Source organism: Rhodococcus sp. KRD162, from assembly GCF_017168335.1.
Lineage (GTDB): Bacteria > Actinomycetota > Actinomycetes > Mycobacteriales > Mycobacteriaceae > Rhodococcoides.
In genome coordinates this window covers 77,084-102,975 of record NZ_JABFAU010000016.1, presented here as the reverse complement: position 1 = coordinate 102,975, position 25,892 = coordinate 77,084, and the positions used below count along the sequence as shown (strand labels likewise).

At 63.4% G+C, this 25,892-nt stretch carries 29 protein-coding genes and 1 pseudogene; 12 read left to right on the top strand and 18 right to left on the bottom strand.

Annotation, left to right across the window (positions count from 1 at the left end; genetic code table 11):
• Positions 1-48 precede the first annotated feature (48 nt).
• Positions 49-333: a hypothetical protein gene (locus J1M87_RS22625; protein ID WP_307830917.1), complete on the top strand. Its 285-nt coding sequence runs from the start codon at positions 49-51 to the stop codon at positions 331-333.
• On the opposite strand, the gene J1M87_RS22620 is transcribed toward J1M87_RS22625, so the two are convergent.
• The 3 genes from J1M87_RS22620 to J1M87_RS22610 form a co-directional block, all read right to left on the bottom strand.
• Positions 308-808 carry a flavodoxin domain-containing protein gene (locus J1M87_RS22620; protein WP_206492054.1) on the bottom strand — a complete coding sequence of 167 codons (501 nt, stop codon included), beginning with the start codon at positions 806-808 and terminating at the stop codon, positions 308-310. The genes J1M87_RS22625 and J1M87_RS22620 overlap by 26 nt on opposite strands.
• Positions 809-833: 25 nt before the next feature.
• A complete protein-coding gene (locus J1M87_RS22615) occupies positions 834-1,265 on the bottom strand; it encodes a hypothetical protein (RefSeq protein ID WP_206492053.1) in 432 nt (143 codons plus the stop codon).
• A 269-nt stretch (positions 1,266-1,534) separates the two neighbouring features.
• The gene (locus J1M87_RS22610; protein ID WP_206492052.1) at positions 1,535-2,914 is read right to left on the bottom strand and encodes a rhodanese-like domain-containing protein; all 1,380 of its coding nucleotides are present in this window, start codon (positions 2,912-2,914) and stop codon (positions 1,535-1,537) included.
• Between the two features lie 125 nt (positions 2,915-3,039).
• Between J1M87_RS22610 and J1M87_RS22605 the strand changes: the two genes are divergently transcribed.
• From J1M87_RS22605 to J1M87_RS28825, 3 genes and pseudogenes are all read left to right on the top strand, one after another.
• Positions 3,040-3,813 (top strand): sulfite exporter TauE/SafE family protein, encoded by a 774-nt coding sequence (locus J1M87_RS22605; protein ID WP_206492051.1) that lies wholly within the window; start codon positions 3,040-3,042, stop codon positions 3,811-3,813.
• A gap of 117 nt (positions 3,814-3,930) precedes the next feature.
• Entirely contained in the window at positions 3,931-4,239 is a 309-nt protein-coding gene (locus tag J1M87_RS22600) for a WhiB family transcriptional regulator (RefSeq protein ID WP_206492050.1), read from the top strand.
• 235 nt (positions 4,240-4,474) lie between these two features.
• A pseudogene (locus J1M87_RS28825) lies at positions 4,475-4,585 on the top strand (ANTAR domain-containing protein); the annotation flags it as partial.
• 139 nt (positions 4,586-4,724) lie between these two features.
• Here the strand turns inward: J1M87_RS28825 and J1M87_RS22590 are convergent.
• On the bottom strand, positions 4,725-5,939 hold the full coding sequence (locus J1M87_RS22590; protein ID WP_206492049.1) for a DICT sensory domain-containing protein: 1,215 nt from the start codon (positions 5,937-5,939) through the stop codon (positions 4,725-4,727).
• A gap of 438 nt (positions 5,940-6,377) precedes the next feature.
• Here J1M87_RS22590 and praA point away from each other — a divergent pair, with 438 nt between their 5' ends.
• Together praA and J1M87_RS22580 are read left to right on the top strand one after the other, a co-directional pair.
• Positions 6,378-6,887, top strand: coding sequence for an alkane oxidation protein activator PraA (gene praA / locus J1M87_RS22585; protein ID WP_206492048.1), 510 nt, complete (start codon positions 6,378-6,380; stop codon positions 6,885-6,887).
• 40 nt (positions 6,888-6,927) lie between these two features.
• Complete coding sequence (locus J1M87_RS22580) at positions 6,928-7,647, top strand: hypothetical protein (RefSeq protein ID WP_206492047.1); 720 nt, start codon at positions 6,928-6,930, stop codon at positions 7,645-7,647.
• A 60-nt stretch (positions 7,648-7,707) separates the two neighbouring features.
• Here the strand turns inward: J1M87_RS22580 and J1M87_RS29330 are convergent, their stop codons facing one another.
• From J1M87_RS29330 to J1M87_RS22555, 5 genes are all read right to left on the bottom strand, one after another.
• A complete protein-coding gene (locus tag J1M87_RS29330; protein WP_206492046.1) occupies positions 7,708-8,817 on the bottom strand; it encodes a GGDEF domain-containing protein in 1,110 nt (369 codons plus the stop codon).
• Positions 8,818-8,913: 96 nt separating this feature from the next.
• A complete protein-coding gene (locus J1M87_RS22570) occupies positions 8,914-9,132 on the bottom strand; it encodes a hypothetical protein (protein ID WP_206492045.1) in 219 nt (72 codons plus the stop codon).
• 180 nt (positions 9,133-9,312) lie between these two features.
• A complete protein-coding gene (locus J1M87_RS22565) occupies positions 9,313-10,182 on the bottom strand; it encodes a DUF559 domain-containing protein (protein WP_241257386.1) in 870 nt (289 codons plus the stop codon).
• Between the two features lie 154 nt (positions 10,183-10,336).
• The gene (locus tag J1M87_RS22560; protein WP_206492043.1) at positions 10,337-10,699 is read right to left on the bottom strand and encodes a hypothetical protein; all 363 of its coding nucleotides are present in this window, start codon (positions 10,697-10,699) and stop codon (positions 10,337-10,339) included.
• A 143-nt stretch (positions 10,700-10,842) separates the two neighbouring features.
• On the bottom strand, positions 10,843-11,634 hold the full coding sequence (locus J1M87_RS22555; RefSeq protein WP_307830906.1) for a GDSL-type esterase/lipase family protein: 792 nt from the start codon (positions 11,632-11,634) through the stop codon (positions 10,843-10,845).
• A 414-nt stretch (positions 11,635-12,048) separates the two neighbouring features.
• On the opposite strand from J1M87_RS22555, the gene J1M87_RS22550 reads away from it, so the two are divergent.
• From J1M87_RS22550 to J1M87_RS22530, 5 genes are read left to right on the top strand one after another with little or no spacing between them, the layout of a single operon-like run.
• A complete protein-coding gene (locus J1M87_RS22550) occupies positions 12,049-13,272 on the top strand; it encodes an alkane 1-monooxygenase (RefSeq protein ID WP_206492042.1) in 1,224 nt (407 codons plus the stop codon).
• Complete coding sequence (locus tag J1M87_RS22545) at positions 13,272-13,436, top strand: rubredoxin (RefSeq protein WP_206492041.1); 165 nt, start codon at positions 13,272-13,274, stop codon at positions 13,434-13,436. The genes J1M87_RS22550 and J1M87_RS22545 overlap by 1 nt, the downstream gene beginning before the upstream one ends.
• Positions 13,433-13,606 carry a rubredoxin gene (locus J1M87_RS22540; RefSeq protein ID WP_206492040.1) on the top strand — a complete coding sequence of 58 codons (174 nt, stop codon included), beginning with the start codon at positions 13,433-13,435 and terminating at the stop codon, positions 13,604-13,606. Before J1M87_RS22545 ends, J1M87_RS22540 begins: the two co-directional genes overlap by 4 nt.
• Positions 13,603-14,817, top strand: coding sequence for an NAD(P)/FAD-dependent oxidoreductase (locus tag J1M87_RS22535; protein ID WP_206492039.1), 1,215 nt, complete (start codon positions 13,603-13,605; stop codon positions 14,815-14,817). Before J1M87_RS22540 ends, J1M87_RS22535 begins: the two co-directional genes overlap by 4 nt.
• Positions 14,818-14,827: 10 nt before the next feature.
• On the top strand, positions 14,828-15,451 hold the full coding sequence (locus J1M87_RS22530) for a TetR/AcrR family transcriptional regulator (RefSeq protein ID WP_206492038.1): 624 nt from the start codon (positions 14,828-14,830) through the stop codon (positions 15,449-15,451).
• Between the two features lie 75 nt (positions 15,452-15,526).
• Here the strand turns inward: J1M87_RS22530 and J1M87_RS22525 are convergent, their stop codons facing one another.
• From J1M87_RS22525 to J1M87_RS29105, 5 genes are all read right to left on the bottom strand, one after another.
• Positions 15,527-16,420 (bottom strand): dioxygenase, encoded by an 894-nt coding sequence (locus J1M87_RS22525; protein ID WP_206492037.1) that lies wholly within the window; start codon positions 16,418-16,420, stop codon positions 15,527-15,529.
• An 8-nt stretch (positions 16,421-16,428) separates the two neighbouring features.
• Positions 16,429-17,505, bottom strand: coding sequence for a maleylacetate reductase (locus J1M87_RS22520; RefSeq protein ID WP_206492036.1), 1,077 nt, complete (start codon positions 17,503-17,505; stop codon positions 16,429-16,431).
• On the bottom strand, positions 17,502-19,289 hold the full coding sequence (locus J1M87_RS22515; RefSeq protein ID WP_206492035.1) for an FAD-dependent monooxygenase: 1,788 nt from the start codon (positions 19,287-19,289) through the stop codon (positions 17,502-17,504). The genes J1M87_RS22520 and J1M87_RS22515 overlap by 4 nt, the downstream gene beginning before the upstream one ends.
• Positions 19,290-19,420: 131 nt before the next feature.
• Positions 19,421-20,407 (bottom strand): helix-turn-helix domain-containing protein, encoded by a 987-nt coding sequence (locus J1M87_RS22510; protein WP_206492034.1) that lies wholly within the window; start codon positions 20,405-20,407, stop codon positions 19,421-19,423.
• A 73-nt stretch (positions 20,408-20,480) separates the two neighbouring features.
• The gene (locus tag J1M87_RS29105) at positions 20,481-20,606 is read right to left on the bottom strand and encodes a hypothetical protein (protein ID WP_274611052.1); all 126 of its coding nucleotides are present in this window, start codon (positions 20,604-20,606) and stop codon (positions 20,481-20,483) included.
• 62 nt (positions 20,607-20,668) lie between these two features.
• Here J1M87_RS29105 and J1M87_RS22505 point away from each other — a divergent pair, with 62 nt between their 5' ends.
• Positions 20,669-22,132, top strand: coding sequence for a PLP-dependent aminotransferase family protein (locus J1M87_RS22505; protein WP_206492033.1), 1,464 nt, complete (start codon positions 20,669-20,671; stop codon positions 22,130-22,132).
• 331 nt (positions 22,133-22,463) lie between these two features.
• On the opposite strand, the gene J1M87_RS22500 is transcribed toward J1M87_RS22505, so the two are convergent.
• The 4 genes from J1M87_RS22500 to J1M87_RS22485 form a co-directional block, all read right to left on the bottom strand.
• The gene (locus tag J1M87_RS22500; protein WP_206492032.1) at positions 22,464-23,264 is read right to left on the bottom strand and encodes an ABC transporter permease; all 801 of its coding nucleotides are present in this window, start codon (positions 23,262-23,264) and stop codon (positions 22,464-22,466) included.
• Complete coding sequence (locus J1M87_RS22495; protein ID WP_206492031.1) at positions 23,261-24,199, bottom strand: ATP-binding cassette domain-containing protein; 939 nt, start codon at positions 24,197-24,199, stop codon at positions 23,261-23,263. Before J1M87_RS22495 ends, J1M87_RS22500 begins: the two co-directional genes overlap by 4 nt.
• A 16-nt stretch (positions 24,200-24,215) precedes the next feature.
• Complete coding sequence (locus J1M87_RS22490; protein WP_206492030.1) at positions 24,216-25,067, bottom strand: DUF4097 family beta strand repeat-containing protein; 852 nt, start codon at positions 25,065-25,067, stop codon at positions 24,216-24,218.
• Between the two features lie 78 nt (positions 25,068-25,145).
• Positions 25,146-25,634 (bottom strand): histidine kinase, encoded by a 489-nt coding sequence (locus J1M87_RS22485; protein WP_206492029.1) that lies wholly within the window; start codon positions 25,632-25,634, stop codon positions 25,146-25,148.
• Between the last annotated feature and the right edge of the window lie 258 nt (positions 25,635-25,892).

Here is a 25,892-nt window from a genome sequence, read left to right as displayed (position 1 = left end):
AACGGCCGATTACGTTCGGAACGGGATGGGTTCGACCCGTACCCGTTCATCCTGCTCAATCTGTTCCTGTCACTGATCGCCGGGCTTCAGGGAGCGATACTGCTGATATCGGCGAAGCGCGCAGATTCGGTGAGTAGCGAGGTTGCTGTACATACACTTTCGAATACTGCGCTGCTGCAGGACATGATCGAGGCGAATACTGTCTTGATCGAATCGGTGGAGCAGTTGGCGGCGGAAATACACACGCACGTCTGCCCATCGGCGCATCGTCCCGGCGCCGGATCGGCGTTGTCGGTACCGAAATCGGTTACCAGCCAGGTCTCTCGGCTGTGAGACGAGCGAGTATCTCTCGCGCCCAGTTGCACACGAGGACCCAGTCTCTGAAGTCTCCGGCGATTGCGCCGGAGGCGGCGAATATCTGACGTTCCCCTACCGAAAGCCGTTCTGCATCCAGCTTTCCTGGAAACGTTCGGTGTGAGGTGGCATTCAATGCCGACACCGCGTGCGCGGCGTCGGAGGTGTCGTTGACGGGTCTGTCGCTCGAGTGCAGGGGGCCACAAGAGAACAACCACACGGGTGGGTGAGCCCACGTGGAGACCCTGGCGACCAAATCGTTGACGGCTGGAAGCCAGCGATCGGAGTAGACGGCGCTGCCGATGACCAGTGCGTCGTATCGGCTGACATCGATGACGGAGTCCGGAGAACGCATGTCGACCTCGGCACCCCCGTGCTGAAATACCCTCGTCATCTCCTGCGCGAGCGACTCCGTCGCGCCGTGGCGTCCGGCCGTGGACACCAGAATGTTCATGGGTTCGCCCAATCCACGTCGCACATCATGCGTTGCAAGGCTCGAGGCGATTCGCGAGCACGGTCATGCGCCACCCGCGGAGAGCGACGAAGACACCGATTACACCGAAAAATGCTTGCAACCAACTTGTTTCGCCTATCACGGCGGGCTGAATTGCCACCCACGCGACGAGCAGCACCCCAGCCATGTGGGCGAGGGGGCCGGACTTCCCTCCCCCTGCGAAAGCTGACGCCGCCGCCATCCCCATCGGCACACCGACCACCAGAACCAATGCGAGTCCAGCGAGTCCACCACTCGACATCGGTAGTCGTGCCTGCGCATCGGCACCGAGATCGATCGCACCCGAAGCCAAACCGATCGCGCCGCCGAATGCGTTGATCGACACGCCAGCGCACACCGCGCCGAGCCATGGCCATCGCCGATTCGGCACGGTGAGCACTTGCGTTGTAGGGATCATCGGTCCAGCTTGGCCGAGGTGCCACGAGCGAACTAGAGCACAAGGTCCCCGCTGTGCAGGGTGATTCAGCGGCGCAAGAACGACTGCACAGCTCGGTGCTCCTGGCGAAGCGGTGCCGCTTCTGCGCGGCACGAACAACGGTCGGATACGGCCACCGACGACATGACCGCGTCGATATGTTCACCGCAGCCGCCCCACCCGGTCTTGTGGCACTTCTGGCAGGTAACGGGGTAACACATGATTTTCTCCTCTACGGGTCGAATGAACTATCAGGCCGAGACGTGTGCGTCGGCCCAGGCGTTGTATCCGCCCACCAAGTCCGACACGTTCTCGAACCCCTGTGCACGCAGCAGCGAGGCAGCCACGCTCGAACGCCACCCGCCGGCGCAATGCACCACCACCGGTCTCCCGGTCGGAACGTCGTCGAGCCGAGTCCGCAACTGCGCCAGCGGGATCGCGATCGCACCAGGTATGGTGCCGAATTCGCGTTCACCGGGGTTGCGAATGTCGACCAGCGTCACCTCGTCTGCGGCGAGCAGTGCATCGAGTTGCTCGACGGTGGTGCGGGTTGCTGCATCGACCAGCGCGGTCAGCCCCTCGGGGAACTGTCCGTCCCGGTCCACTGTGAGATAGCCGATCACATTGTCCGATCCAACCCTGGCCAAACGAAGTGCGGCCTCCTGTTCCTCGCCCGGGTATGCAATGAGGACGATGCGTCCGCCGATCTCCGCGACCATGCCGCCGGTCTCGGCGAAGCGACCGTCGAATCCCACATTGACCGACCCACGAAGGTGGCCGGCCGCGAAGTCGTCCACACTGCGCGCGTCGAGGACCCTGGTTCCGGCGGCCAGCTCCCCACCGACATCGTCCGGCGTCAAAGCCGGGATCGTGCGGGTCGGCGAGAGCAGTGGATGAACCTGCTTGTTCATCGCCGCGTCGGCGGAAAAGTACGACGGTGCCGCCGGTTGGCCCTCGGTGACCAGTGCAACGAAGGCGTCCTCACTCATCGGCTGTACCGAGGGGTTGGTCGCTCGCTGCTCGCCGATGGTGGACGTCAGCTCGGTGGACAGGTTCTTTCCGCATGACGAGCCGGCCCCGTGAGCAGGCATGACGATCACCTGATCCGGCAGTTCCAACAATGTGTTGTGCACTGTGCGATACATTGCCCTGGCGAGGTCGGTGGTGGATCCCTCTCCGAGGTTGACGAGATCGGGTCGCCCGACATCGCCGATGAAGAGGGAGTCGCCAGTGAGGACGGCAGCGGGTGTGGCCCCGGGGTGCTCACGAACCAGCACCGAGATCGACTCCCACGTGTGACCTGGCGTGGACAAGATCTCGAGTTCGACCTCGCCGAGAGACAGACGCTCACCGTCGCGCAGCCGCCTGATGGGATAGTCGGTCTCGGCAGCCTCACCGAAGCCGATCCAGGCACCGGTTGCGTCGACCAATTCGAGGTGTCCCGAAACGAAGTCGGCATGAAAGTGAGTGTTGATGACGCCTTCGATCGTGAGACCGTGCTTCACCGCGTCGTCGAGATATTCGGCGATGTCGCGACGCGGGTCGACGACTATCGCGCGTCCGGTGCTCTGATCTCCGATCAGATACGAGGCATGAGACAGGCATTCGAGGTAGTACTGCTCGAGGATCACGGGTTCCTCCGTTCGAGAGTCGCCGGGCGAGTGTCGCGCGGTGGTAAACACAGTGTGCAATACCCCATAGGGTATGTCAAGTACCCCCTGGGGTATATGATCGAGGCAACGGATTGGAGCGGACGATGACCTTGATGCTGGCACTGGGATTCGGTGCAGTGATCGGAGTTCTGCTCGGCCTACTCGGCGGAGGCGGATCCATCCTCGCGGTTCCGGTGTTGGTGTTCGGACTGGGATTGGGTATGGAGGAAGCTATCCCCGTCTCACTGATCGTCGTCGGCGCAGCCTCGGCCGTGGGAGTGATACCGAAACTGCGAGCCCACCGCGTCGAATGGCGACTGGCGGCCGTATTCGCTGCGACCGGTATTCCTGCAACGTTCGCCGGCAGCGCCATCGGCCGGTTGTTGCCGGAGCGCATACTGCTGCTCGGATTCGCAGCAGTGATGATCGCCGCGGGAGCTCGGATGCTCGCCGAGAAGGGCGACCTCGGAACAGCCTGCAAGACATCGACTTCGGGAATCAACTGGAGACACTGCGCACCTCGCTCGATTCCGGCGGGGCTGGCCGTCGGGTTCATGACCGGACTGTTCGGCGTGGGCGGCGGCTTCCTCATCATTCCGGTGCTGGTCCTGATGCTCGGCATAGAAATGTCGGTCGCGGTAGGTACCTCATTGGTCATCATCGTCGCCAACTCCGTCGCAGGCCTCTTCTCGCATCTGAGTGGTACGAGCATCGACTGGTCGATCACCCTCGCGTTTGCCGGTACCGCAATCCTCGGCTCCCTCTTGGCCGCACACTTCGGGACGCGACTCGACACAGCCCGACTGCAACGCCTGTTCGCATACCTGGTGTTCGCAGTGGCCGGGTACGTCATCATCGACGCCCTGCTCTTGAACTGACTCAGGTACGGCTGCGGCACCCCTGGCGCGGCGCAGCACATTTGGGTGTTTCGAGTTCTGCGCAACGGGGAACAGAGGTCGTGCAACGATCGGCACGACGCGAAACGGATCACGACGATGACAGATGACCAGGTCTGGCGCCTCAAGGGTGCGTGCATCGACGACATGGATGCCTACGACTCGCAACAGCTTCCTCGGCACGGACGCAAGCGAGCCGAACGGGCATGGCGCTTGTGCGCCGACTGCCCGGTGTTGCGCAACTGTGCCGAGCAGACTGCCCGCGATATCGAGTCCGGGCGAATTCCGGTGGGTGTCGTCGTCGCCGGTGCTGCGTACCACGACAACGCGAGCAATGGCCGACGCACGGATGCGTACCGAACACTCGAGTTCCTCATCGGTCGCCCGCTGTCGAATCCCGCTGCTTGATAACCGTCAGGCAACAGATCGCTACATAGCCGATCACGACAACGGCTCTGTTCGACGCCGAATCGGCGGGTCGTCGCCGTGTCCGCCCAGGCCGCGAAGGCGCACGGAACAATAGAGCGCATGAGTACAGGCGGTGCGCAGAACTCCGAGACTTCGGACGATGTTGTATCGGTGCTGAGCCAGCGAGCGCCGATAGAACAGGCAAAAGGGATGCTGATGGCGATTCGACGCCGACGCCGACGCTGCGTTCGCTCGACTCGTCGAGGTGTCACAGCACAGCAACCGCAAGCTGAGGGATGTCGCTCAGGACTTCGTGGATCAGGCCTCGGTGGGCAACATCCGTTAGAGACAACGGCCCCGCACGCTGTGGTTTCAACGTGCGGGGCCTGAGCAATGGGGCAGTCCGGACTGCGGCATCACCTTGGTGCGGTATGCCCTTCGTTGTCTGCCCGAAACATCACGATCATTCCGCTGCCTCGCGCTCGTCAGAACCGAGCCAGGATCGCACGCGCACAACGTACTACGGTCGCTCGGTCGTAGGACATCACGTAGTCGAACTCGCGCTCTGCGTCCACTTCACCACGGTGCAGATCGATGGCGGCGAGCACTCCGCAGAAATGCGGTCCGAGAACCACCACGTTCCACTCCTCGACGAGTGGATCCGTCGGATCGAGGGGCGCATGCACTACGCCCCCGTCCTGTACGTATCCCATCCCCACGCCGTAGACGCCTGCATACGATATCTGGTCGGCCGTCGACACCCAGCGGGCGCGAGTGGTCTCGGTGAAATGTTCCGACCTCTGAAAAGTACCGAGTATCAACGTTTCCGGACCCGATGCGGCCGCCTGCATCTCGAGTGACGTGCTCATCGCAACCAGCAGTCGCTTGGTGCTGCGTATGGGCGTCCTACCGCCGAACGCGATCGCACAGGGCGATTCGGCAGAAACGGACGGGGTGCTCCAGGTGGGGAACGGAGGCATCGCCTCGGCAGCGTCGGTCGGCAGCTCGTCGGCCGAGGGCGAGGCGGGGTACAGCTCGCCCACCCCGTACGTTGCCCCGAGACTCAAGGCCCGGATGCGATGCAACGGAGTGTCGACTCCGCTTGCCACGACCACAGCGCCCGTTCGTTCCACCTGAGCCGAAACGGCATGGGAGGTCCGCGCAGTCGTCAGGTCCGGACGAGCGGCCACCATCGATGCGGCGAAAATGATCACGTCCGGTTCGATGAGCGGTAACAGGGTCAACGATTGCGGCCGGCGGCCCACCTCGTCGACCGCGATCACTTTGCCTTCGAGCCGCGCTTTCTCGATTGCGGCGAGCGTGCGAGCCGGACTGTCCACCAGTGCCGCTTCGGTGACCACGACGATGTCGCGGCGCAACTGTTCTTCGGTCACCTCGTCTATGGCGGCGAGTGATTCCACATCCATGGAAACGAGCATCGGCAACGAGAACGAGGTGTTGATCCGAGCCACTCCCCAGGCGAGAACGTCGAGTTCCCGTTTGGCGTCCATTGCTCTGGCGGCACGCTTGAGCGCCTCGGCGCTGGCAAGCGGACCGTCAGCGGGCCCGCGTAATTGAACCTCGATCGCGGCGAGCGCACCGTTGTCCAGTCGGCAGACCGGGGCGAAATGCGGATGCACCGTCAATTCTCCCGTGTCCGTGTCGACTGTGGATCCTGCTTCTGACAGTGCAAACGTCACCCTTCGAGTCTGTCATGTAAGAGCCCACTCCGTCATACGGGTGCAGTTCGGTATTCAAACCTGTTTTCAGCTCCTGCTTTCACACGATGCTCGACGACGGAGGTGTCGCCCAGACGATCCCAACTATCTCGTTTGGGTAACGTTCGATATCGCTTCGATAACGCAGCGCTGCACGGCGAGCTCGGTGCGGCATATCCAACGACCGGGAAAAACGGGGCGAATGCCGGTGATACTCAGGGCTTTCGGAGTCGCCGCCCAATTCCGTTACCACTGCATACAACAAACATACCGACCGGCTTGTGACTTCTCACAGAGATCAAATGAACCATTTCCGACACCTGTTTCGTGGACCTAACGTCCTCCTCGGTTGCCGGACACCGGTGCCGCCGGATGCCGCCGAAGGGATCCGGAGTCGTCCTGGACTTGGAGGATCGATCGATGAAGCCCAACCCCTCGACCCGCTCTCGCACCATCGCCAGCGCAGTAGCCGCCCTTGCCATCGCGGGAGCGACGATCGGTGCCGCCAACGCCGGTGCCGCCACGATCTCACCGGCCGACACCGCATTCACGGCACCCGGCACGATTGTCGTGAGCACACCGGCATCGTTCGGAGTGCCCGTCTCCTGCTCGATCAATCTGGTCGGATCCACCAGTCCCGACGGCTCCTCGGCGACGATCACCGACGCCCAGATCAGCGGATCGAACCGCCTGTGCAACCTGCCGGTGCTCCAGAATCTGCCGTGGACCCTCACCCCGACCAGCGCCACCACCGGCGAGGTCTCCAATGTGGGCTTCTCCCTCGTCGGATACAAATGCGGGCCTGCCACCCTCGCCGGATCGTTCGACAACATGACCAACACGCTGACGGCCACCAACCAGCCGATGTCCGGCAATTGCACGATCAACAGCCTGTCGGTTCAGCCCGATCCCGCATTCACCCTGTCCTGACACCCTCCGCTCGCAGTCACATTTCATCGAAGGAGAACCTGTGAAAATCCGCAACAAGAGTGTCGTCACCATGGCGGCACTGGCATCGTCTGTTGCACTGGCAACAGTGGTGGCCGCCCCCGCCAACGCTGCCGACACGCTCCCCATCACGTTCCAGGCAGATACGACGACGGTCATCGCCAAGACCGGCCAGCCCGTGGTGTTCCCCACCACAGACTTGGTCACCGATGTCAACCTGGTCGGCGGAACGGTAACCGGATCACTCGATTTGCCGCAGGCATCGGCAAATCTCAAGCTCGGACCCGCAACGCTGGCGAAGTTCACCATCTCGATCATCGACGCATCGCCCGTGAGCGGCACCCTCGTCCAAGGGGGACCCGCCGAGGCTCCCACGCTGGATCTCGACGTACAGCAGAGCTTCAAGATCCGAATCGACTCGGTGAAGCCGCTGGGCATCGATACCGGATCGGCTGGTTCCGCGTCGCTCGATCTGATTCCCTCGGGTGCCAATTGCGTCACCGCCGAGACCACGGCCAACCTCACCGGTTCGCTCGACGCAATCGATCTGATCCAGAACAACCAGACCGATTCACACGTCAAGGGCAGCTACACGATTCCGCCGTTCCAGAATTGTGGCGCGTTCACCTCGGTGCTCAACGCGATCATCGCAGGCTCGGGCAACACCCTCGACGTGCATCTGACCAACCCGTTCTTCGACGTCGGAACCCAGGCAGCCATCGCCTCCAAGATGGCGAGCTAGAAGTACGTTCCGATCCCACGACGGCGTCGATCGGTTCCGATTCGGAACCGATCGACGCCGTTACTGTTGTGTGTCGCCGTCCCGGCCGGACCGCGAATCGTCCACGTAGTGTGCGACGCGATCGCCGCCGAGCCCTTTCGCCTGATACATCGCCTGGTCGGCGTAGGCCAGCACCTCGTCGACGCCGGTATGGATCTCGCGTGTCACCACAACCGCCTCGGCCACACCCAAGGACGCGGTCAGTGGTGCCGTGTCGGATCTGGCGCACAGGCGAGTGCGCAGCAGTTCGGATCGTCGCATCACCGTTTCGAGGCCATCAGCGCAGATCACCGCGAACTCCTCGCCACCGAGACGAACGGAGATCGCCGGTGCCGGAAAGACTTCGAGAATGCGGCTCGCCGTCAGACGAATGGCCGCGTCTCCGTGCTCATGGCCGTACCTGTCGTTCACCGATTTGAAGTTGTCGATGTCGATCACCACAGCGACCACCGCCAGCTCGGAGCCCGGCCGGGACTCGAGGGCACCGATGGCCGCGTCGAATCCCCGGCGATTTCGCATTCCGGTGAGGGGATCGTAGAAGGCACCGGTGGCGTCACGACGAAGCAGCATGAGAAAGAAATGACAGATCAGCGGAGCCGCGAGCATCACCAGGATCAGCATCACGAGGTAGAGGTTGGTCCGTGGACCCTGCGCGGGATCGCTCACCATAGCCGAGACGTACAGCGCAATCGTGGTGACCAGCGCGAACACATGGTGTGCGGTGACGAGTTTGGGGCCATGAAATCCCACGACGTAGCTGCCTACGACGGTGAACAGGGCAGCCATGGGCAGAACTGCGGACGGGCTGTCGACAGTGAGCACTACCGCGGCGAGCGCTACGTCGGCGTACACCACGAAGGCAAGCGACATGCGCCAGCTCGGCCAACCGCCGATGAACCAGGCCACACCCACCGGCACTGTCGTACCCAGTGTGAACCACAGTGTCCAGCGTCCGAGGTTGCTGTCTCCGATACCCGGAATCGTCAGAGCGATCGCCGCGGCGATTCCGTACAGCCAGCAGCAGACTCCGATGAGAACTCTGGTGATGTCGAGGGCTCGCTGGTATCGCGCGTACGCAACGTTCCATCCGTAGTCGACTGGAAGTGCCCACCACTGGCGAAGACCGTTCACTGTTTCGAGCAGCTTTCCTAGTGTCTCGACTCGGAAGAACCAGTGAACCACACGCAAAACCGCCTGGTCCGAAAAGTGGCAAACTGCTGGAGGCAGCTACGAACGCATGCCGTCCGCGAGCTCCAGCACTCGGCCGGCGTACGTCACCACGAACGCGTCGAGAGCTTGCTGGGACAGTTCGGGGCATCCGGATCGCCGGAAGAAATGTTCGAGATCGACGAGCCGATCCCCCAATTCGACGCGTCGGCGATCGAGCTCTTCGAGTTCTACGATCAAGGTCTCGAGTTCTTCGACTCTGCGCAGCACGTCGTCCATCGGATCACCGGTTCCACTTCCTGGGCCGTACAGGGATCGAACGGCGGAGCCAGGCTTCCCTCCCGGCTCCGCCGACCGCAACCTTACCTCGAGTCGAACATATGTGCGAGTGCCGCATCTGGTTGTTCATTATCGAATCCGATCGGCGCAATACCGCGGCCCGGACGCGATCGTGAACACTCACGTCCGCGGCAGCGCCCGGCCGATTGCATCGATCGAACGTCGACGACGCCTGACGACCTCGATGATCTCCTCGACCACGCGTCGCGTATCACCCATCGCCTGGACTGCGGAGTAGCGCAGCACCAACCACCCCGCCAAGACCAGCCTGTTCTGGCGTCGGCGATCGTTGTCGAAAGCCTGACCGGAGATGTGGAACTCTCGTCCGTCTATCTCCACGATCACCCGCGCTCGATAGTCCACGAAATCTCCGAAGTAGGGCCCCACTCGCGCGTTGATCTCCATGAAGAAGTTCCTGGCAGACATCGCCCTCGCCACCACTCGCTCGGGTTCGGATCGAGTCCCGAGGCAGCACAGACGCAGTTGCCTGCGCACTGCTTTCATGCCGGCCATCCCGCGGGACTTCTCACAGCTCGACGCGATGCGACGCCGCAACTCGGGCCGGGCGATGGCCGTATCGAAGAACTGCTCCAGTTCCTCACCCGTCAGCGTCGCCGCGACGTCGACGAACACCTGGGCCAACGTCACCACCGCAAGCCCCTGGCACATATCCGACGCGGGGAGGCGTCGTCGATGGATCTTCACCCAGTCCGGGGCACTGCGCTGGGTCGACGGCGTCACCGTCGCAGCGACGCGAGCCGGTTCGACCGCGAGCAATCCCCATATCCATGCCGCGGTCAGATGGCTGAGAACTGCGTTCGGCTTCCACAGCGTCACCGCTGTGCACAAGTCCAGATAGTCCGGCTTCTCGGTCGCATAGATCCCGGGCAGTACTCGAATCAGGTGCCCGGATGCAGTTCGACGAGTGATGGTGCTGCGGCTCATCCCCCGAGCCATCAGGTCGACCGCTGTAGTTACCCCCACGCACATACGGTGAACGACCGACAACTGCTGCGCCAGTGCCATTCTCGAAACCTGTGGATAGTTCGCCGTTATCCACAGGCTCGGCGGACCTGGTTGTTCACTATCGAATCCGATCGGCGCAATACCGCGAACCGGTTGCGATCGTGAACACCGAGGTTCTTCAGTCGATCTTCATCGTCACCTGCGCGGCCGGATCTGCTTCCAGTACAGCCGCCCGCAGTGCGCTCAGATAAAGACGGTAGGCCGCACACCCGCGCAGCTGTCGCGGACCGATAGGCACGATCGACCCCGAGGCGGGATCGCGGACGAACTGTTCGATCTGCGAACGTGCTTGCGCGACAGCAGAATCAGCGTCGACCGTGACAATGAATCGCATCACCGTCTCGCGCTTTCTCCCCAACCTGCGACGGTGCACCCCGAACCAGAGGCGGGTGCCATCGGGCCCCAGATACTCGATGCCCCATCGACCGAAATTGCCGTCGGCGGTATCGACAACCGTTCGGGCGAGTTCCTGAACAGTCATCGTCGACGACACATCGAGGCACGCGTCTTGACGACATGTGGTCATGTGCTTCTGTCTCCCTGAATTCCACCGAATACCTCCCCGACATTCGGTGCATATCGGGCGAATCTAACAGGTCGTCCCGGAATCGGCGCGGCGATGGACTACGGAGTCGGTACGCCCATCGCTGCCGCCACCTCGGCAGCCATTTCGGCAGCAGTCGTTGCTGTGGGGTGCACGCCGTCGAAGGTGGCTCCGGGCCTGCCGAGCAGCGGTGCGAATTCTGCTACCGGCAGTCCGCGCTCTGCAGCGAGTGCTCGGATTTCGTCGTTCAGGTCGTCGGCACCGACCCTGCGTGACGACGGCACCGTGGCAATGACGACGGTGTCGACGCCGTGTGCCCGTTCGACGATGGTGCGCAGGTTGGCGACGATCCGGTCGAGCGGCACCGACCGCGCCAGATCGTTGGTTCCGCCGTTGATGACGAGGACGTCCGGCCTCGCCGCCAACGCTTCGTCGACGCGGGCAAGGATCTCGGTCGTCGTCGCGCCGTTGATTCCGAGGTTGGCACCGTCGGACGCGGGTGCACCGTCACCGCACACGAGGTAGGAGTACCACGCGGTGTTTCCGTGAATCCCCCAGTCCACGCGCGAATTGCCCTGGGCCATCGAGTCCCCCAGCGCCACCAATCGCGGGCCAGTGTTGTTGACACACCATCCGAAACACCGCGCATTGTGGACGGTGAGGGCCGGCTTCTTCAGCGGCCCTGCCACGAGCGCAGCGGTCAGCGCCAGTCCCAGCGCCCCGGCGATCCACAGTCGAGTTCTGCGCACGCCGAGATTCTGCCCTATGGCCCCTCGGCGCGGATCGAGAGCTGCCGGGAAACGAACCGAATCGGGGATCTGTGGCGGCCGGACTCTGTTGTCGACGGTGGGTTTGCCCTCAGGCGAGTGCACCGTGTGGTCCGGCCCGTTGTTGCAATCCGACGCGGTCTGCGCCGATGGTGTCGACGCAGACCGCGGTGGATCAGGACCCGAGGATGGCGCTCACTGCAGTGGCACCGCTGTCGGCGCTTCCGCTGCTGATCAACTGGATGATGACCTCGGCAATGATCTTGGCGATGAATGCGTCCATGACTACTCCTGTTCTGAAGTACCCCCCACGGGATACGGATGGAACCGCGACCGTCGTTGCCGTTCGTGATCGGAAACAACGCCTCGGAAGGCTAGTAGCTGCATCTGTCCGAGCGGTGACGCTGAGGGAACGATCATGACGGTCTCGTTTGGACAAATTTGCAAATTTGTCCAACATGATGACAAATTCCGTGTATTGTCTATTTCATAGTGATCGGACTTACACGAGGAGCGACGATGACCACATCGAATCTCGACGGCCAGGCACAGGCACCGGTAGAGCAGTGGCGCGACCGAAAGCGATATCTGTGGCTGATGGGCTTGATTCCGCCCACCGCGGTGTTCATGGCAACCGGCCTGGTGTGGGCCTTCAACCAGATCGGCTGGAACGCAGTTGCCCCGGTCTGGTGGTGGATCGGCGCACTGCTCGTCTACGGATTGCTCCCGATACTCGACAGGTTCTTCGGTCCCGACGGCGACAACCCGCCCGACGAGGTGATGAAGGCACTCGAAGAAGACAAGTACTACCGCTACTGCACGTACGCCTACATTCCGTTCCAGCTGGCGAGCCTGGTGTTCGCCTGCTACCTCTGGTCGGCCGACAACCTCTCGTGGCTCGGCATCGATGGTGGGCTCGGACTGATCTCGAAGATCGGCCTGGCCATCAGCATCGGCGTCATGGGCGGCGTGGGCATCAACACCGCCCACGAACTCGGCCACAAGAAAGACGAGCTCGAACGCTGGCTGTCCAAAATCACTCTGGCACAAACGTTCTACGGACACTTCTACATCGAGCACAATCGCGGCCACCACGTTCGCGTCGCCACCCCCGAGGACCCGGCGAGCTCGAAGTTCGGTGAGAGCTTCTGGGCCTTCCTCCCCCGCAGCGTATGGGGCAGCCTGCGATCGTCCTGGGAACTCGAAAAGACTCGCATGCAGCGGCTCGGCAAGAGCACGTGGAGCATTCACAACGATGTGCTCAACGCATGGCTGATGTCCGTCGTCCTCTACGCCGTACTCGTCGCAGTGTTCGGTCCGATCGTGCTGCCGTTCTTGGTCATTCAGGCTATCTACGGTTTCTCATTGCTGGAGACGGTCAACTACCTCGAGCACTACGGGCTGCAGCGTCAGAAGAAGGACAACGGCCGCTACGAGCGGTGCACTCCCGAGCACAGCTGGAACTCCGATCACATCGTGACCAACATCTTCCTGTATCACCTTCAGCGACACAGTGATCACCACGCCAACCCCACCCGCCGCTATCAGACGCTTCGCAGCATGGACGGCGCCCCCAACCTGCCGAGCGGCTACGCGAGCATGATCTCGCTCGCCTACTTCCCGCCGGTGTGGCGCAGGGTGATGGACCACCGCGTCCTCGATCACTACGACGGAGACATCACCCGCGTCAACATCGCGCCGTCGAAGCGGGAGAAGATCCTCGCCGCATACGGAGCGAAGTGATGGCCGCCTTCGAGTGCCCGGTGTGCGAGTTCGTCTACGACGAAGCCCATGGCGCTCCCCGTGAGGGTTTTCCGGCCGGGACGCCGTGGTCCGAGGTTCCCGACGACTGGCCGTGTCCGGACTGTGGTGTCCGCGAAAAAATCGACTTCAGGAGCAAGAAATGAAGCTATACCGTTGCGTGCAATGCGGATTCGAGTACGACGAGGAACTGGGTTGGCCCGAGGACGGCATCGAGCCCGGCACGAAGTGGGACGATATTCCCGACGACTGGTCGTGCCCCGACTGCGGTGCCGCGAAAGCAGACTTCGAGATGGTCGAGGTAGCACGCGGGTGAATGCTCGCCAACCCGGCAACGTCGTCATCCTCGGCACCGGTGCCACCGGGTACACCGCCGCCAAAGTACTGCGAGCCGAGGGCTTCACTGGCGACATCACGCTGATCGGCAACGAGCGCGGGGCCACCTACCGTCGTCCGGCGGTATCCAAGGAGCTGTTGCTGGGCACCAAGTCGATCGATCAAGTGGTGCTCGGCCCGGAAATCGACGATGTTCTGGTCCGCGCAGGGGTCACAGCGACCGCCATCACCGACTCGGCCGTGCAGCTCGACGACGGCGACTCGGTCCCCTTCGACACCCTGCTGCTGGCAACGGGTTCTCGGGCTCGGCAGCTGGACCTGCCGGGTTCGGGCCACGCGTTCACCCTCCGCAGCGCCACCGATGTCGCACCGCTGCACGCCGACATCCTCCGGACCGGATCACTCCTGGTGATCGGTGGAGGTCTGATCGGATGCGAGGCAGCAGCAGCGGCCCGAGCACTCGGAGCCGAGGTGACGGTCGTGGAGGCAGCCTCGGCTCCACTGAACCGGATCGCACCGCAATCGGTGTCACGGATGTATCGAGAACTACACGCAGACAACGGCATCGAGATACACACCGATGTCGCCGTGACCGAGATCGAGAAGCAGACGGACGGCACTCTGCGGGCCACCGCGCGGGACGGGCGCGCCTGGTGCGCGGGCACGGTGCTGGTGTCGGCCGGTTCGGTACCCAATACCGAACTCGCCGCAGACCTCGGGCTCGACACCCGCTCCGGGATCCTGGTCGATGCCTCGATGCAGACCTCGGCGGCAGGCATCTATGCCGCGGGTGACGTGGCCGAGGTTCCGAACACGGTCCTCGGCGGGACCTACCGGAGCGAGCACTGGAACGGAGCCATCGATCAGGCCACCCGGGCCGCGCGCTCCATTCTCGGTCTCGACGTCGGCCCGCTCGATGTGCCGTGGGGGTGGTCCACTCAGCACGGGATCAACCTGCAGTTCGCGGGGTGGACGAGCGCAAGCGACGAGTTCGTCGTGGTGCGCGGTTCCATCGAGGAGCGCCGATTCACCGCCTGCGCAGTGCGCGAGAACACGCTCGTCGGAGCAATCGGAGTGGGTTATCCCAAGGACATCCGCCAGGTCAGATCGCGCATCGCGAACCGAGACCATATCGATCGAGATCTACTCGGACAGGATTGGCTGGATCAGCCTCATGCGGTCGTTCGATAGAGTCGTGTTCATGCCCGCAGCCGAACAGACGTCGACCCCCGGTCGATACCGTGAAGCCGCGTCCACCCTTGCGCGCGATACCGCGCTCGATGCTCTGCGCGAGTTGTTGCACGAGCGCAACTGGCGCAACGTCACCATGAGCCACATCGCGAAGGCTGCCGGCCTGAGTAGACAGAGCCTGTACAACGAGTTCGGATCGCGGCGCGGCGTCGCTCAGGGCTACGCCATCCGACTGACCGACCTGTTCGTCGCGATGTGCGAAACAGCGCTGTACCAACACCAGAACGATCCGCCGGCTGCTCTGCGACAGGGCTTTTCGTCGTTCTTCGAGTTGAGTGGCCTGGACCCACTCGTGCGGTCGCTGCACAGCGGTGATGCTCCTGAGGATCTGCTGCGGCTGATCACCACCGACAGTGCGGTGCTCATCGAGCGGGCCGGGGAGCGTCTGGCCGAGACATTTCAGCGCGGGTGGGTGGGCGCAAGCCCGCGTCAGGCCGACGTTGTCAGCAAGGCGATCGTTCGACTGGCCCTGAGCTATATCCCCGAGCCGCCGGAAGACATCGCCGCAGCAGCCGACGATCTGTCGCTGCTGCTGACGCCGTTCATCGATTCCATCACGGCCGGCCGGACCTGAGTGTTCACCATCGCACTCGATCAGCGAACAACCGCGCAGCATCGTCGATAGTGAACAGTCAGGCCCGCGAACGCCTCAGACGTCAGCCGGTGCGAGCACGATATCGAAAACAGTTCTGGCCCAGGACTTGTCTCCGACGTCTCGCCCGTCCGGCGTCGGTGTGCCTGCGGGCTGTTCGACGAACTCCTTGATCAACGAGTCCTTGACCCCGAACACGGTGTCGCTGTCCAGCAGTTCGTCACCGCTGACGAAGATGTGCGTCACCAACGTTCGCATCCCCTCTGCCGTCACCATGAAGTGCAGATGTGAGGCGCGCATCGGTGATCGACCGGTCGCAGTGAGTATCCGTCCGACCGGCCCGTCGTGCGGAATCGGATACGGCGTCGGAGTCAACGCCCAGAATCGGTAGTGTCCATCGTCGTCGCTGTAGAGATGTGCTCGACCGCCGACACGCGCATCGTCGTACTGGACGTCGTAGAACCCGTCTTCATCGGCCTCCCATATCTCGATGCGTGCCCCGGGAACCGGATCGCCCCCGGTGTCACGGACGGTTCCCTCCACCCAACAGGGTTGTCCTGATGCGCCTCCCGACGCATCTCCGCCGAGGTCGATGCGCGGTGCGTCGTCGACGAAGAACGGACCGAACACCGTTGCTTCGGTCGCATTCTCACAGGCCGGGTTGGCGACATTGATGGTCTGCATCGACGCGCCGAGGACGTCGGACAGCAGGATGAACTCTTGACGGCGGTCGTCGGTGATGTGACCTACCTCGGTGAGAAATTCGATCGCGGCGTTCCACTCCGCTTCGGTCAGTCGCACATCGCGGATGAACCCGTGCAGATGGTGCACCAGTGACGTCAGCAACTGCTTCAGCCTGGGGTCGGTGCAGTCGTCGAACGAGCGAACTACGTTGTCCACCAGTTGTTCTTCCACGGCCGTTTGGGTGTCGGTGACGATCTCGTCGGTCATACTCTCGCTCACTGTTCGCTCTCGGTCGGCCGATCGCCGGACCATGCCGCTCGAAGAATTGCGGTGACCGCCTCGCGGGTGACGGGGCGGGGGTTTCCATAGGAGCGGTTCGTCGCTTCCTCGGCGATCCGATCTATCTCGCTCTCCTGCATGCCCAGTTCGGCCAGGGATCGGGGCGCGTCGAGGGCGCGGCACAGGTCCCACAGCCGCCGGGCCGGATCGGCGGTGCCGGGGAGCGCCCGCGACAGCGCAGCCACCGCCTCCGGCGTGTGCGACTGATTGAAGGCCAGAACATGCGGTAGCACCACCGTATGAGTCGGGGCGTGCGGCAAATTCAGGGTTCCGCCCAGTGCATGACAGAGCTTGTGGTGCAAGGACATCGTCGTGGCACCGAGCGTCGCTCCGCATAGCCAGGCTCCGCGCAGGGCGTCACTGCGCCCCTGCGGATCGGACGGATCCTGGACGATCGCCGGGAGCGCCGACGCGAGTGCTCGCACCCCGTCCTCCGCCATCAGTGCGATGATCGGGCTGATGTCCGGTGCGTACAGCGCTTCCACCGCATGTGCGATGGCGTTGATGCCGCTGGTGACCGACAGTCCAACCGGGAGGCCCGTCGTCAGGTCGGGGTCGTAGATGACGCTGCGCGGCAATACTGCTGTGTCGCGACCGGTTTCCTTGTGCCCATCGCGCGTCATGCCCCATACCGGCGTCATCTCCGAGCCTGCGTACGTGGTGGGCACGGCCACCACGGGTAGGTGATGCTCGAGTGCGATGGCTTTGCCGAGGCCGATTGCCGAGCCACCACCGACCGTCACGCAGCCGTCGGCCCCGAGCGATACGGCCTCCGCGCTGGCTCGGGCGGCCAGGTCTGCGGGGACGTGCATCACGGCATCGGATCGCGTTCCGACGCACCGGTCACCGAGGAGCGCCGCCACTCGCTCGGCCGTGTTCTGCTGGCTCGGGGAACACAGAACCAACACCCGACGTAGTCCGAAGTGGTCGAGCTCGTCCGCCAGAGCCGACAACGAACCCGCACCGAATCGCACCCGCATCGGATTGGCTTCGTAGACGAATTCGCCGGTCATCGGGCCAGCACCGCCGTCAGGGCGCGGCGGAGAGCATCTTCGGCACCGGAGACCAGTTCGTCTGCACGCCAACAGATGTGCTTGTCCGGTCGCACCAGCAACGCGCCGCTCTCGGTTACCTCGCGTAGCCGCGCCCAGTCGAAGTAGAGATCGGTCACCTCGCGTCCAGGTCCGATGACGACGGTCTCGATCGGCACACCCAGTTCGTGGCCGACCTTGTCCGCGGCCGATGCCCAGTCCGATCCGGCCACGCCGGTGACGAGCGTGAAGCGGTTGTAGGGCGCAAGGTCGAGCATCGCACGCTTGTGCCTGTGGTCGCCCACCCACGCGTGGGGGAGGTGAGATCCGGGCAGGGTGGAGACCTGGTAGTACAGGTCTCGATCTCGCTCGGGCTCGGGCAGCTCACCGTCCGACACGATGGCCGAGGACCTGTAGAACTGCCCCAATTCGACTCCATGCGCGTTGAATTCGTAGTGCTTGGTCTTCATCGCGGCAGCGAGCGCCGAACGTTTGGCGGCTCCTGCAGGGGTGTTCGCCTTACGCTCGTTTATCCGTTCGATCATCTCCTCCTCTGTCTTCGCGTCGGTGACTCCGAGGGCATCGAAGAGGCCGGCGAATTCACGGCTGGAGCGACCGGCGCGCTCGACGATGCGCTGCGCTACCGGGGCCCTCTCGGTGCTGTACGTATCGAGCAGGGCCTCCCCTGCATGGCCGTTCAGCACCGAGGCGAGCTTCCACGCCAGATTGTACGAATCCTGGATCGAGGTATTGGAACCCAAACCGTTGCTCGGCGGATGTCGGTGGATGGCATCGCCCACACAGAACACCCGTCCTTTCTGCAGTTCAGTGGCGTACATTTCGTTGTTGCCCCACAACGATGTTCCGGTGATCTCCACGTGCAGTTCGGGCATTCCGAGCAGGCTTCGAACGATCTCGACGGCGGCCGCCTCGTCCACCACCGGCGGTGGCTCTGCGATGTCGAATCCCCAGACCACCAGCCATTCGTTCCACGGCCGCACCATCCGCACCAATCCGGCACCGATGCCGCCGACATTCGATCCGGGCTGAATCACCCAGTACAGCACCGACGGTCGATGTCCGACGTACTCGGCGATGTCCGCCTTGAACGTGATGTTCATCGACCCGGCGACGTCCATCGCGCCTTGGTACGGCAAGTCGATGTCCGCGGCAACTGCAGACCGTGCCCCGTCCGCACCGACCAGATACTTGGCGCGAATCGTGTAGTGGTGCCCGGTGAGCCGATCGACCACCGAAACATCGACACCGTCGGCGTCCTGCACGTGCGAGAGGTATTCGGTGGAGAACTGCGCGTGGGTTCCCCGCATCGTCGCGTTCTTCACCAGGAGCGGTTCGAGGAAGGTCTGCGGGATGTCGACCGTCGAGCATGGCGATGCGAGGCGATAGTCCGCCTCACGGTCGGCACCGGTTCCCCACGTTCGGATTCGGCCGATCTCCTCGCCTGCGATCGACGTGCAGAAAACGGTGTCGCCGATGAGTTCGTGTGGGGTCGCCTCGGCCAACACCTGCTCGGCGATGCCGAGGTCACGGAATATCTCCATGGTTCGCTGGTTGGTGATGTGCGCGCGGGGTGTGTTGGCCGTCCAGCGGTACTTGGTGATCATGATGTTGGGGATTCCCAGAGTGGACAGCAGTAGAGCCGCCGATCCACCCGCCGGACCCGAACCGACGATGAGAACATCGGTTTCCACCACCGAGGAATCGGGCAACTCTGTGGCCTTGTGACCATCGTCGAACGCTGGCATGGGATCGCCCTTCGTCGTGCCCGACGCTCGTCTCGGGCCCACCTACCGAGTGTGCTGCACCACAGCCGTCGAGATCGATGGATGACACCGAGTACGGCGCAAATGATGAGCGATGGCCGATTCCATGACTGTCACCCTGCTGATCGGCCGATCACCGCGTCGCGTCGAACATCGGATGCGCGCTGACCGAACCGTGCCACGAATGCGCTCGAAAAGTATCTGGCAGAAGAAAACCCACACGCCAGTGCTACCTCGGCAACAGTTGCCGATGCGCCCAGTGGTCGAGTGAGCATTGCGTGTGCCTGCTCGAGTCGGCGTTCGAGGATGTACTGGGGCACGCTGACCCCATCGTCGGCGAACGCCCGCGACAGGTGCCGGGCACTGATTCCGACCCCGCGTGCGATGTGCGCTGCTGACAGCGACGCGTCGGCCAGACGGGGTTCGATGAACGATCGGGCTGCCGCGCGGTGGGCGGCGTTCAGGTTGGTGCGCGCACCGGTGGTGAGCACCGATACCAGTTCGAGGATGGCGCTCTCGTCCGGCGGGGCTCCGTCTCGACCTATCGCTCCCCCGATTTGCCGAGCGAGCGCTGCTGCGTACACGTTGCCGGTCGAGGAGAAGTCGAACACTGTGGGACCCACGAGAGATGCCGCGTTCGACACGTCCCCGAACAGCGAGCGGGGCATCTTCATCACCAACTCCTCGAGGCCGTGGGAGAAGCCCCGCATGAACGGAGTGTCCGCGTCGAGCAGCAGCCCCTGCCCCGGGCCGACGGCTCGGATGCCGTCCTGCGAGTAGAAAAAGGCATCGCCGACGAGGCTGAAATACATCATGACCGAGTCCGACGGTTGCTGCCGAATCAACTCCGCGTCTCGTTCCACCACGTGCGCTGTTCCGACCACCCGCGCCAGGTCCACGGAACCTATCCGCACATTCGTTCCGGTGGCATCGAGCTTCTTCACCTCCAGCATGCGGCAACGCAGCCCGAGCAGCACATCCGCGTTGTGGTCCTCCCAGCGCTCGATGCGTTCTTCGGGCGGCAGATCTCGGGTGGAGAACTCGACGGGGGCCGCCAGCGGAGCCCGCGCGGAGGCTCGTGCGGACGCGGCGATGGGCATGGACTGCATTGTCCTCCGTCGCCGCCGATTGCGCCTCGAATTCGCCGATGCCTATCTCGAACGCGGCGATGTCTCAGTCGGCGTGCACTCGGCTTCGCGGCGGACCCGTCGGCGCGCTTCTCCCGCCCTCGCGCAGTGCGACCACGGTCCAACCCGCCCCCACCAAAGACAAGGCCAATACAGCTCCAATTGCGATCATGGACCCAACAATGGACTGCATTCAGCGTGAATAGTGCAGGCCAGTGTGCAACAGTGGCCTGCATGGACTCGTTGGATACCACCTCGATCTCGGCCTCGGAACTCGCTGCTCGTATCGACCCGTCGACTCTGCGTGACCGGTCCGATGGGCCGCTCTATCTCGGGATCGCCGACGAGTTGCGGAGGTTGATCGAGAGCGGTGAGGTAGCAGCTCAGACGCGACTGCCCGCCGAACGGGCACTGTCGATCAGCCTCGACGTCAGCCGGGTGACGGTGGCTTCGGCCTACCGACATCTTCGCGACAGCGGATGGATCAGCGCCCAACGCGGCTCTGGCACATACGTTTCCCCAACGGGTTCGTTGCCCTCATGGGGATCTCTCGCCGGCGATCGTGACGCTGCCACGCTGGAATTGGTCAACGCGTCACCGTCGGCGTCCCCTCTGCTGGCCGACGCTTACGCGATCGCAGCCGAGCGAGTTCGGGGCCGATTCGACGCGGGCGGTTATGCCCCTCTCGGGCTTCTCGAACTTCGCGAAGCGATCGCCGCCTATTACCGAGGGCGTGGTGTGCCGACCACCGCCGAGAACATCCTCGTCACCGCCGGTGCCACCGACGCCATCCACGCAGTGCTGGCGACGTTCACCGAACCGGGGGCTCGCGTACTGGTCGAGCACCCGACGTATCCCGGTGTCGTCGAGCTCACCCACTCACTCGGTGGTCGATGCATCCCGGTGCCTGTCGACCCCGACGACACCGAAGGTTTCGTCGCGGCCGCAGACCGAGCCGCACGGCAGAGCGCCCCGACGCTGGCCTACTTCATGCCCGATTTCTCCAATCCGTCGGGTGCGCGGCTGCCTCTGCACACTCGCCGGCAGCTGTCCGCGACGATGCATCGCCACTCGGTCTTGACCATCGTCGACGAGGTGGCAGCCGATCTGTCCCTCGACGGCTCACCCGACCTCGAACCCTTCGGCGCGGCCACTCCGGACATCGCGACAGTGACCATCGGGTCGACGAGCAAGACGGTGTGGGGCGGACTGCGAGTCGGCTGGGTCCGCGCCGAAGCAGGTCGGCTGGCGCACGTCGCCGCAACCTATGCTCGACGCCAACTGTCGGTCTCCATTCTCGATCAGCTGGCTGCGGTCGAGTTGATGGGCAAGTACGACGAGGTACGCCGGGTGCGCGCCGACCTGTCGAGAGCCACACGTGATCACACCGTGGCGCTGATGCGAGATCACCTGCCGGACTGGCACTTCAGGGTTCCAGATGGTGGCCTGTCCCTATGGTGTTCGCTGCCCGACGGCATTCGATCCAGTGCGCTCGTCGCCGAAGCTCACTCTCGTGGCCTGCTGCTGGCACCCGGGCTGCGGTTCGGAACGGGATATGCGTTCGATGATCATCAGCGCATCCCCTTCACCCGTTCACTGCCTGAAATCAGCTCAGCCGTAGAGATCCTTGCTCGCCTGAGTTCGGCGGGTACGCCGACGCCGTCGATCGCGTCGAACAGGCCCGCGGCGGTGGTCTGATCCGCCCGGTGGTCTGATCCGCCGGTGTTCTGATCCGCCGGTGGTCTGATCCCCCCGGCCCCTCGCAAATGCGCGCGCGTTTGCCAGGTGCGTTCGGATTCGCCACCCCACCGGTGTCTATTCTGCGCGCCTCTGACGAATGCGCGCGCGTTTGCGAATGCGTACGATGCTCGCGAGATCAGTCGAGTGTTGCAACTCGACGGCGAATCACGATGTCCGGTCTTGCGGAGTTTCGTTCACCCGTCCCGGCCGCTTCGGTCCGGTGAGTACTTCACTGGTGCTTCGGGAGTATCCGGCTCACCCCATCGCACCGACACCTGATCGGTAATTCTCAGCGAACCGACTTCTTCTCGTAGATCGCCATCGCCCAAACGTATCCCGCCAGTGTGATCCCCGCGCACCAGCCAAGTGCCAGTGGCAGGTTCGCACCCAGCGGCTCCCCCGTCAAGAGTCCGCGCAGAGTTTCGACGAATGGAGTGAACGGTTGGTACTCGGCGAACCATCGCAGTCCCGACGGCATCGTGTCGGTCGGCACGAACCCGCTTCCCAGAAAAGGTAACAGCAGCAACAGCATTGGCAGGTTGCTCGCGGTTTCCACCGATTTCGACGCCATTCCCATCGCCACCGCGAGCCAACTGATTGCGAACGCAATGAGCACCACCATCAGACCGACCGAGATCCATTGCAGCAAACCTGCATTCGGTCGAAAGCCCACAGCGATTCCCACTGCAAGGACCACCACCACTCCGAGAACGGCCTGCACCGTATTGCCGAGCACGTGGCCGGCCAGAACCGCAGCCCGCGAGATCGCCATCGTTCGGAACCGCGCGGTGATGCCTTCGGTCATGTCCATTGCCACGGTGGTCGCCGTCCCACCGGCTGTGCCTGCGATCGTCATGGCGAGGATGCCGGGCATCACGTACGGCAGATACGCTGTGCGTCCACCTTCGGGATTCACACTGGGAAGCCCTGCGCCGAGCGTTCCCCCGAACACGAAGACGAACAGCATCAGGAACACCACGGGCGCTCCGATGACGAACATCGTCAGACCCGGATACCGCACGATGTGCAGGAGATTTCGGCGGAGCATCGTGATCGAGTCGCCGACCGTATAGGTGATCGTTGTGGTCATGATGCATCCTTGCTGTCGGTCCGGCCGGTCAGAGCCATGAACACGTCATCGAGGTCGGGGGTATGGATACTCAGGTCCTCGGCCTCGACGCCCGCGGAGCCCAGTCGATCCAGCACCGCCTGCAGCGTTCGGACGCTCCCATCGGTGGGTATCGACAGTGCAAGTCCGTCAGTGTCGAGCACCGCATCGCCGAATGCGCGGGCTGCCTCGTCGAGCGCGGCGACATCGGCGAAGCACAATCGGATGTGGCCGCCAGGTATACGACGCTTCAGCTCGTCCGGGGTACCGTCGGCGACGATCCGGCCGCCGTCGAGTACTGCGACACGATCTGCGAGTTCGTCTGCCTCGTCGAGGTATTGGGTGGTGAGCAGCACTGTGGTGCCGTCAGATACGAGGGATCGGACGATGTCCCACATGGTGCGTCGGCTTCGTGGGTCGAGACCCGTCGTCGGCTCGTCGAGAAAGATCACGCGGGGTGGGGCGACGAGACTCATCGCGAGGTCGAGCCTGCGTCGCATACCACCCGAGTACGTGGACAATGGCTTTCGACCGGACTCGACGAGATCGAACTGTTCGAGCAACTCAGCCACCCGCCGCTTGGATCGCGAGCCGAGATGGCGCAGCCTGGCCATCAACATCAGGTTCTCCTCGCCGGTCAGGAGGTTGTCGACCGCCGAGAACTGACCGGTGAGACCGATTGCTGCACGAACGCCGCCGGGGTCGGCGACGACGTCGCAGCCTGCGACTGTTGCCGAACCACCCTCCGGCCGAACGAGAGTGGACAGAATATGGACGGTCGTGGTCTTGCCTGCCCCGTTGGACCCGAGCAGTGCGGTGACGGTGCCGGCATCGACGGTGAGGTCGACACCGTCCAGTACCCGTTTGTCGCCATATGACTTGTGCAGACCACGGGCCTCGATTGCGGGCGTCTTCATGTCCGGTCCTTGCCTCTCAGCTGTGCTGCGCATGCCGGACGGCAATGTCGCCGTATCGCGTTCGAGCACGAATCGTGACACTCTCTTCCGTCTCGTCGGATGGGCCTTCGGGATCGAGTTCGTTGCGAACGTGCCCGTCCTTCGAGGACAGGTCGAGCCATGCCGGCACACCCCGCAGCACACCGACGGTGATCTGCCCGTATCCGCTCTCGACTTGGATTGCACCACAAGATACTTCGTGGAGATTGATACTGCCGTATGCGGTCTTAGCACTCACTGCGCCTGGTGACTTCTCGATATCGAGATCGCCGTACGAAAGCTTGGCGTCGAGGTCAGTGCCGGATTGCCGCACCATGATCGAGCCGTGCGATGCCTTGAGCGTCGCAGCGCCGACGACCGTTCCGACTCGAATCTGGCCGTGGTCGGCAGTGATGTCGATGTTGCCCAGCGCGGTACCGACTGTCGCGTTACCGTGCCCGGCTCGAATCCACAGATCCTCTGCTGAATCCACCTCCACCGCTCCCATCGCACTCTTGACTCGCACGGCACCGAGATCACCCACGGTGCGGAGGCTCCCTGCTGCAACCTCCGCAGTGAGTCGAGATCCCTGTGGTAGTTCGACTTTCACGTCGACGGACTCCGTCGGGCCGAAGAAGCTGATGCGCGCCTTCGGACCGATGACGGTGAGCCGTTCTCCGTCGAACTCGACCTTTGTGTTCTCGGCCCCTTTGCGGTCGACAGCTTTGGACGGATTGGTGGGTGTGACGGTCACGACGGTGTCAGTGCGTTCTGTCGCAACGACTTCGATGCTGCCGACCTGTAGATCGATGGCCAGGTCGATCGGCGTCGGGGTAGCGAATTCGGGCATAGCGGTACCTCCGTATGGGCATGGTTGTGTAACCCTGCTCGGTGCAGAGTCAATGAAAGGTTGTGGCGGTTCGGACGGTCAGCGCGCCCAGCCTGCGAAGTTGTCGCCGGTACGAACCGTTCGTTGAGCAGCACGACGCTGTTTGGGTTGAAGAGCGGTGGCGACGGCACGCACCAACCAGGTATTCACCGACATACCGTCAGTCGCGGCGGCCTCGTCCACTCGCGATTTCAGCGCGTCCGGTAGCCGAAGAGTGGTGCGGGATGTGCTTGTGTCGTCGAGTTCGATGCTGGGAGAGGTTTGTTCGTCGTCTTCCGAATCCGAGACAGGTGCAGCTACGACGAATTCGATCTCTCGTCCACGCAGCCTGATGTCTACCGAACCGGGGGCAAGGTCGCGGTTGATGTCACCGACCGCGGCCGACAGCACGTCGAGCATCACCAGACGCGTCGCCGCATCCATGCCGTCGACGAGTCGTTCAGCAGCGGCACGAGTGTTCTCGTCTCCTGTCGCTGCGGCCTCGACCAACCGACGTTGGAGATCGTTGACGTACTGCCCAAGTTCCATGGTTCAACAATGACACCACTGTGGTGTCACGTCAAGCCCCAGTGGTGTCATGACGGTCGACGAGGGCCAATTCCCCGGCAGGGCCGAAGGGACTGGACGACCCCCCGCGATACGCCGCTCCGGTGGTGGTGAGGACTGGTGGAACCAGTCGCGGCCAGAAACTCCCACCCGGGCACTTCCCAGCGCCCACCCTGCCCTCGCAAACGCGCGCGCGTTTGCGAGGGCAGGGTGGGCGCTGGGAAGTGCCCGGGTGGGCTC

Bases quoted from the DNA above. Each gene is read 5' to 3' on its own strand.
- J1M87_RS22485 (WP_206492029.1), bottom strand. From the start codon at position 25,634: ATGGAACTTGGGCAGTACGTCAACGATCTCCAACGTCGGTTGGTCGAG.
- J1M87_RS22540 (WP_206492040.1), top strand. From the start codon at position 13,433: ATGAAGCTATACCGTTGCGTGCAATGCGGATTCGAGTACGACGAGGAA.
- J1M87_RS22505 (WP_206492033.1), top strand. From the start codon at position 20,669: ATGGACTCGTTGGATACCACCTCGATCTCGGCCTCGGAACTCGCTGCT.
- J1M87_RS22515 (WP_206492035.1), bottom strand. From the start codon at position 19,289: ATGCCAGCGTTCGACGATGGTCACAAGGCCACAGAGTTGCCCGATTCC.
- J1M87_RS22490 (WP_206492030.1), bottom strand. From the start codon at position 25,067: ATGCCCGAATTCGCTACCCCGACGCCGATCGACCTGGCCATCGATCTA.
- J1M87_RS22605 (WP_206492051.1), top strand. From the start codon at position 3,040: ATGACCTTGATGCTGGCACTGGGATTCGGTGCAGTGATCGGAGTTCTG.
- J1M87_RS22545 (WP_206492041.1), top strand. From the start codon at position 13,272: ATGGCCGCCTTCGAGTGCCCGGTGTGCGAGTTCGTCTACGACGAAGCC.
- J1M87_RS22495 (WP_206492031.1), bottom strand. From the start codon at position 24,199: ATGAAGACGCCCGCAATCGAGGCCCGTGGTCTGCACAAGTCATATGGC.
- J1M87_RS22620 (WP_206492054.1), bottom strand. From the start codon at position 808: ATGAACATTCTGGTGTCCACGGCCGGACGCCACGGCGCGACGGAGTCG.
- J1M87_RS22510 (WP_206492034.1), bottom strand. From the start codon at position 20,407: ATGCCCATCGCCGCGTCCGCACGAGCCTCCGCGCGGGCTCCGCTGGCG.
- J1M87_RS22615 (WP_206492053.1), bottom strand. From the start codon at position 1,265: ATGATCCCTACAACGCAAGTGCTCACCGTGCCGAATCGGCGATGGCCA.
- J1M87_RS29105 (WP_274611052.1), bottom strand. From the start codon at position 20,606: ATGATCGCAATTGGAGCTGTATTGGCCTTGTCTTTGGTGGGGGCGGGT.
- J1M87_RS22530 (WP_206492038.1), top strand. From the start codon at position 14,828: ATGCCCGCAGCCGAACAGACGTCGACCCCCGGTCGATACCGTGAAGCC.
- praA (WP_206492048.1), top strand. From the start codon at position 6,378: ATGAAGCCCAACCCCTCGACCCGCTCTCGCACCATCGCCAGCGCAGTA.
- J1M87_RS22520 (WP_206492036.1), bottom strand. From the start codon at position 17,505: ATGACCGGCGAATTCGTCTACGAAGCCAATCCGATGCGGGTGCGATTC.
- J1M87_RS22525 (WP_206492037.1), bottom strand. From the start codon at position 16,420: ATGACCGACGAGATCGTCACCGACACCCAAACGGCCGTGGAAGAACAA.
- J1M87_RS22570 (WP_206492045.1), bottom strand. From the start codon at position 9,132: ATGGACGACGTGCTGCGCAGAGTCGAAGAACTCGAGACCTTGATCGTA.
- J1M87_RS22550 (WP_206492042.1), top strand. From the start codon at position 12,049: ATGACCACATCGAATCTCGACGGCCAGGCACAGGCACCGGTAGAGCAG.
- J1M87_RS22565 (WP_241257386.1), bottom strand. From the start codon at position 10,182: ATGTGCGTGGGGGTAACTACAGCGGTCGACCTGATGGCTCGGGGGATG.
- J1M87_RS22500 (WP_206492032.1), bottom strand. From the start codon at position 23,264: ATGACCACAACGATCACCTATACGGTCGGCGACTCGATCACGATGCTC.
- J1M87_RS22560 (WP_206492043.1), bottom strand. From the start codon at position 10,699: ATGACTGTTCAGGAACTCGCCCGAACGGTTGTCGATACCGCCGACGGC.
- J1M87_RS22600 (WP_206492050.1), top strand. From the start codon at position 3,931: ATGACAGATGACCAGGTCTGGCGCCTCAAGGGTGCGTGCATCGACGAC.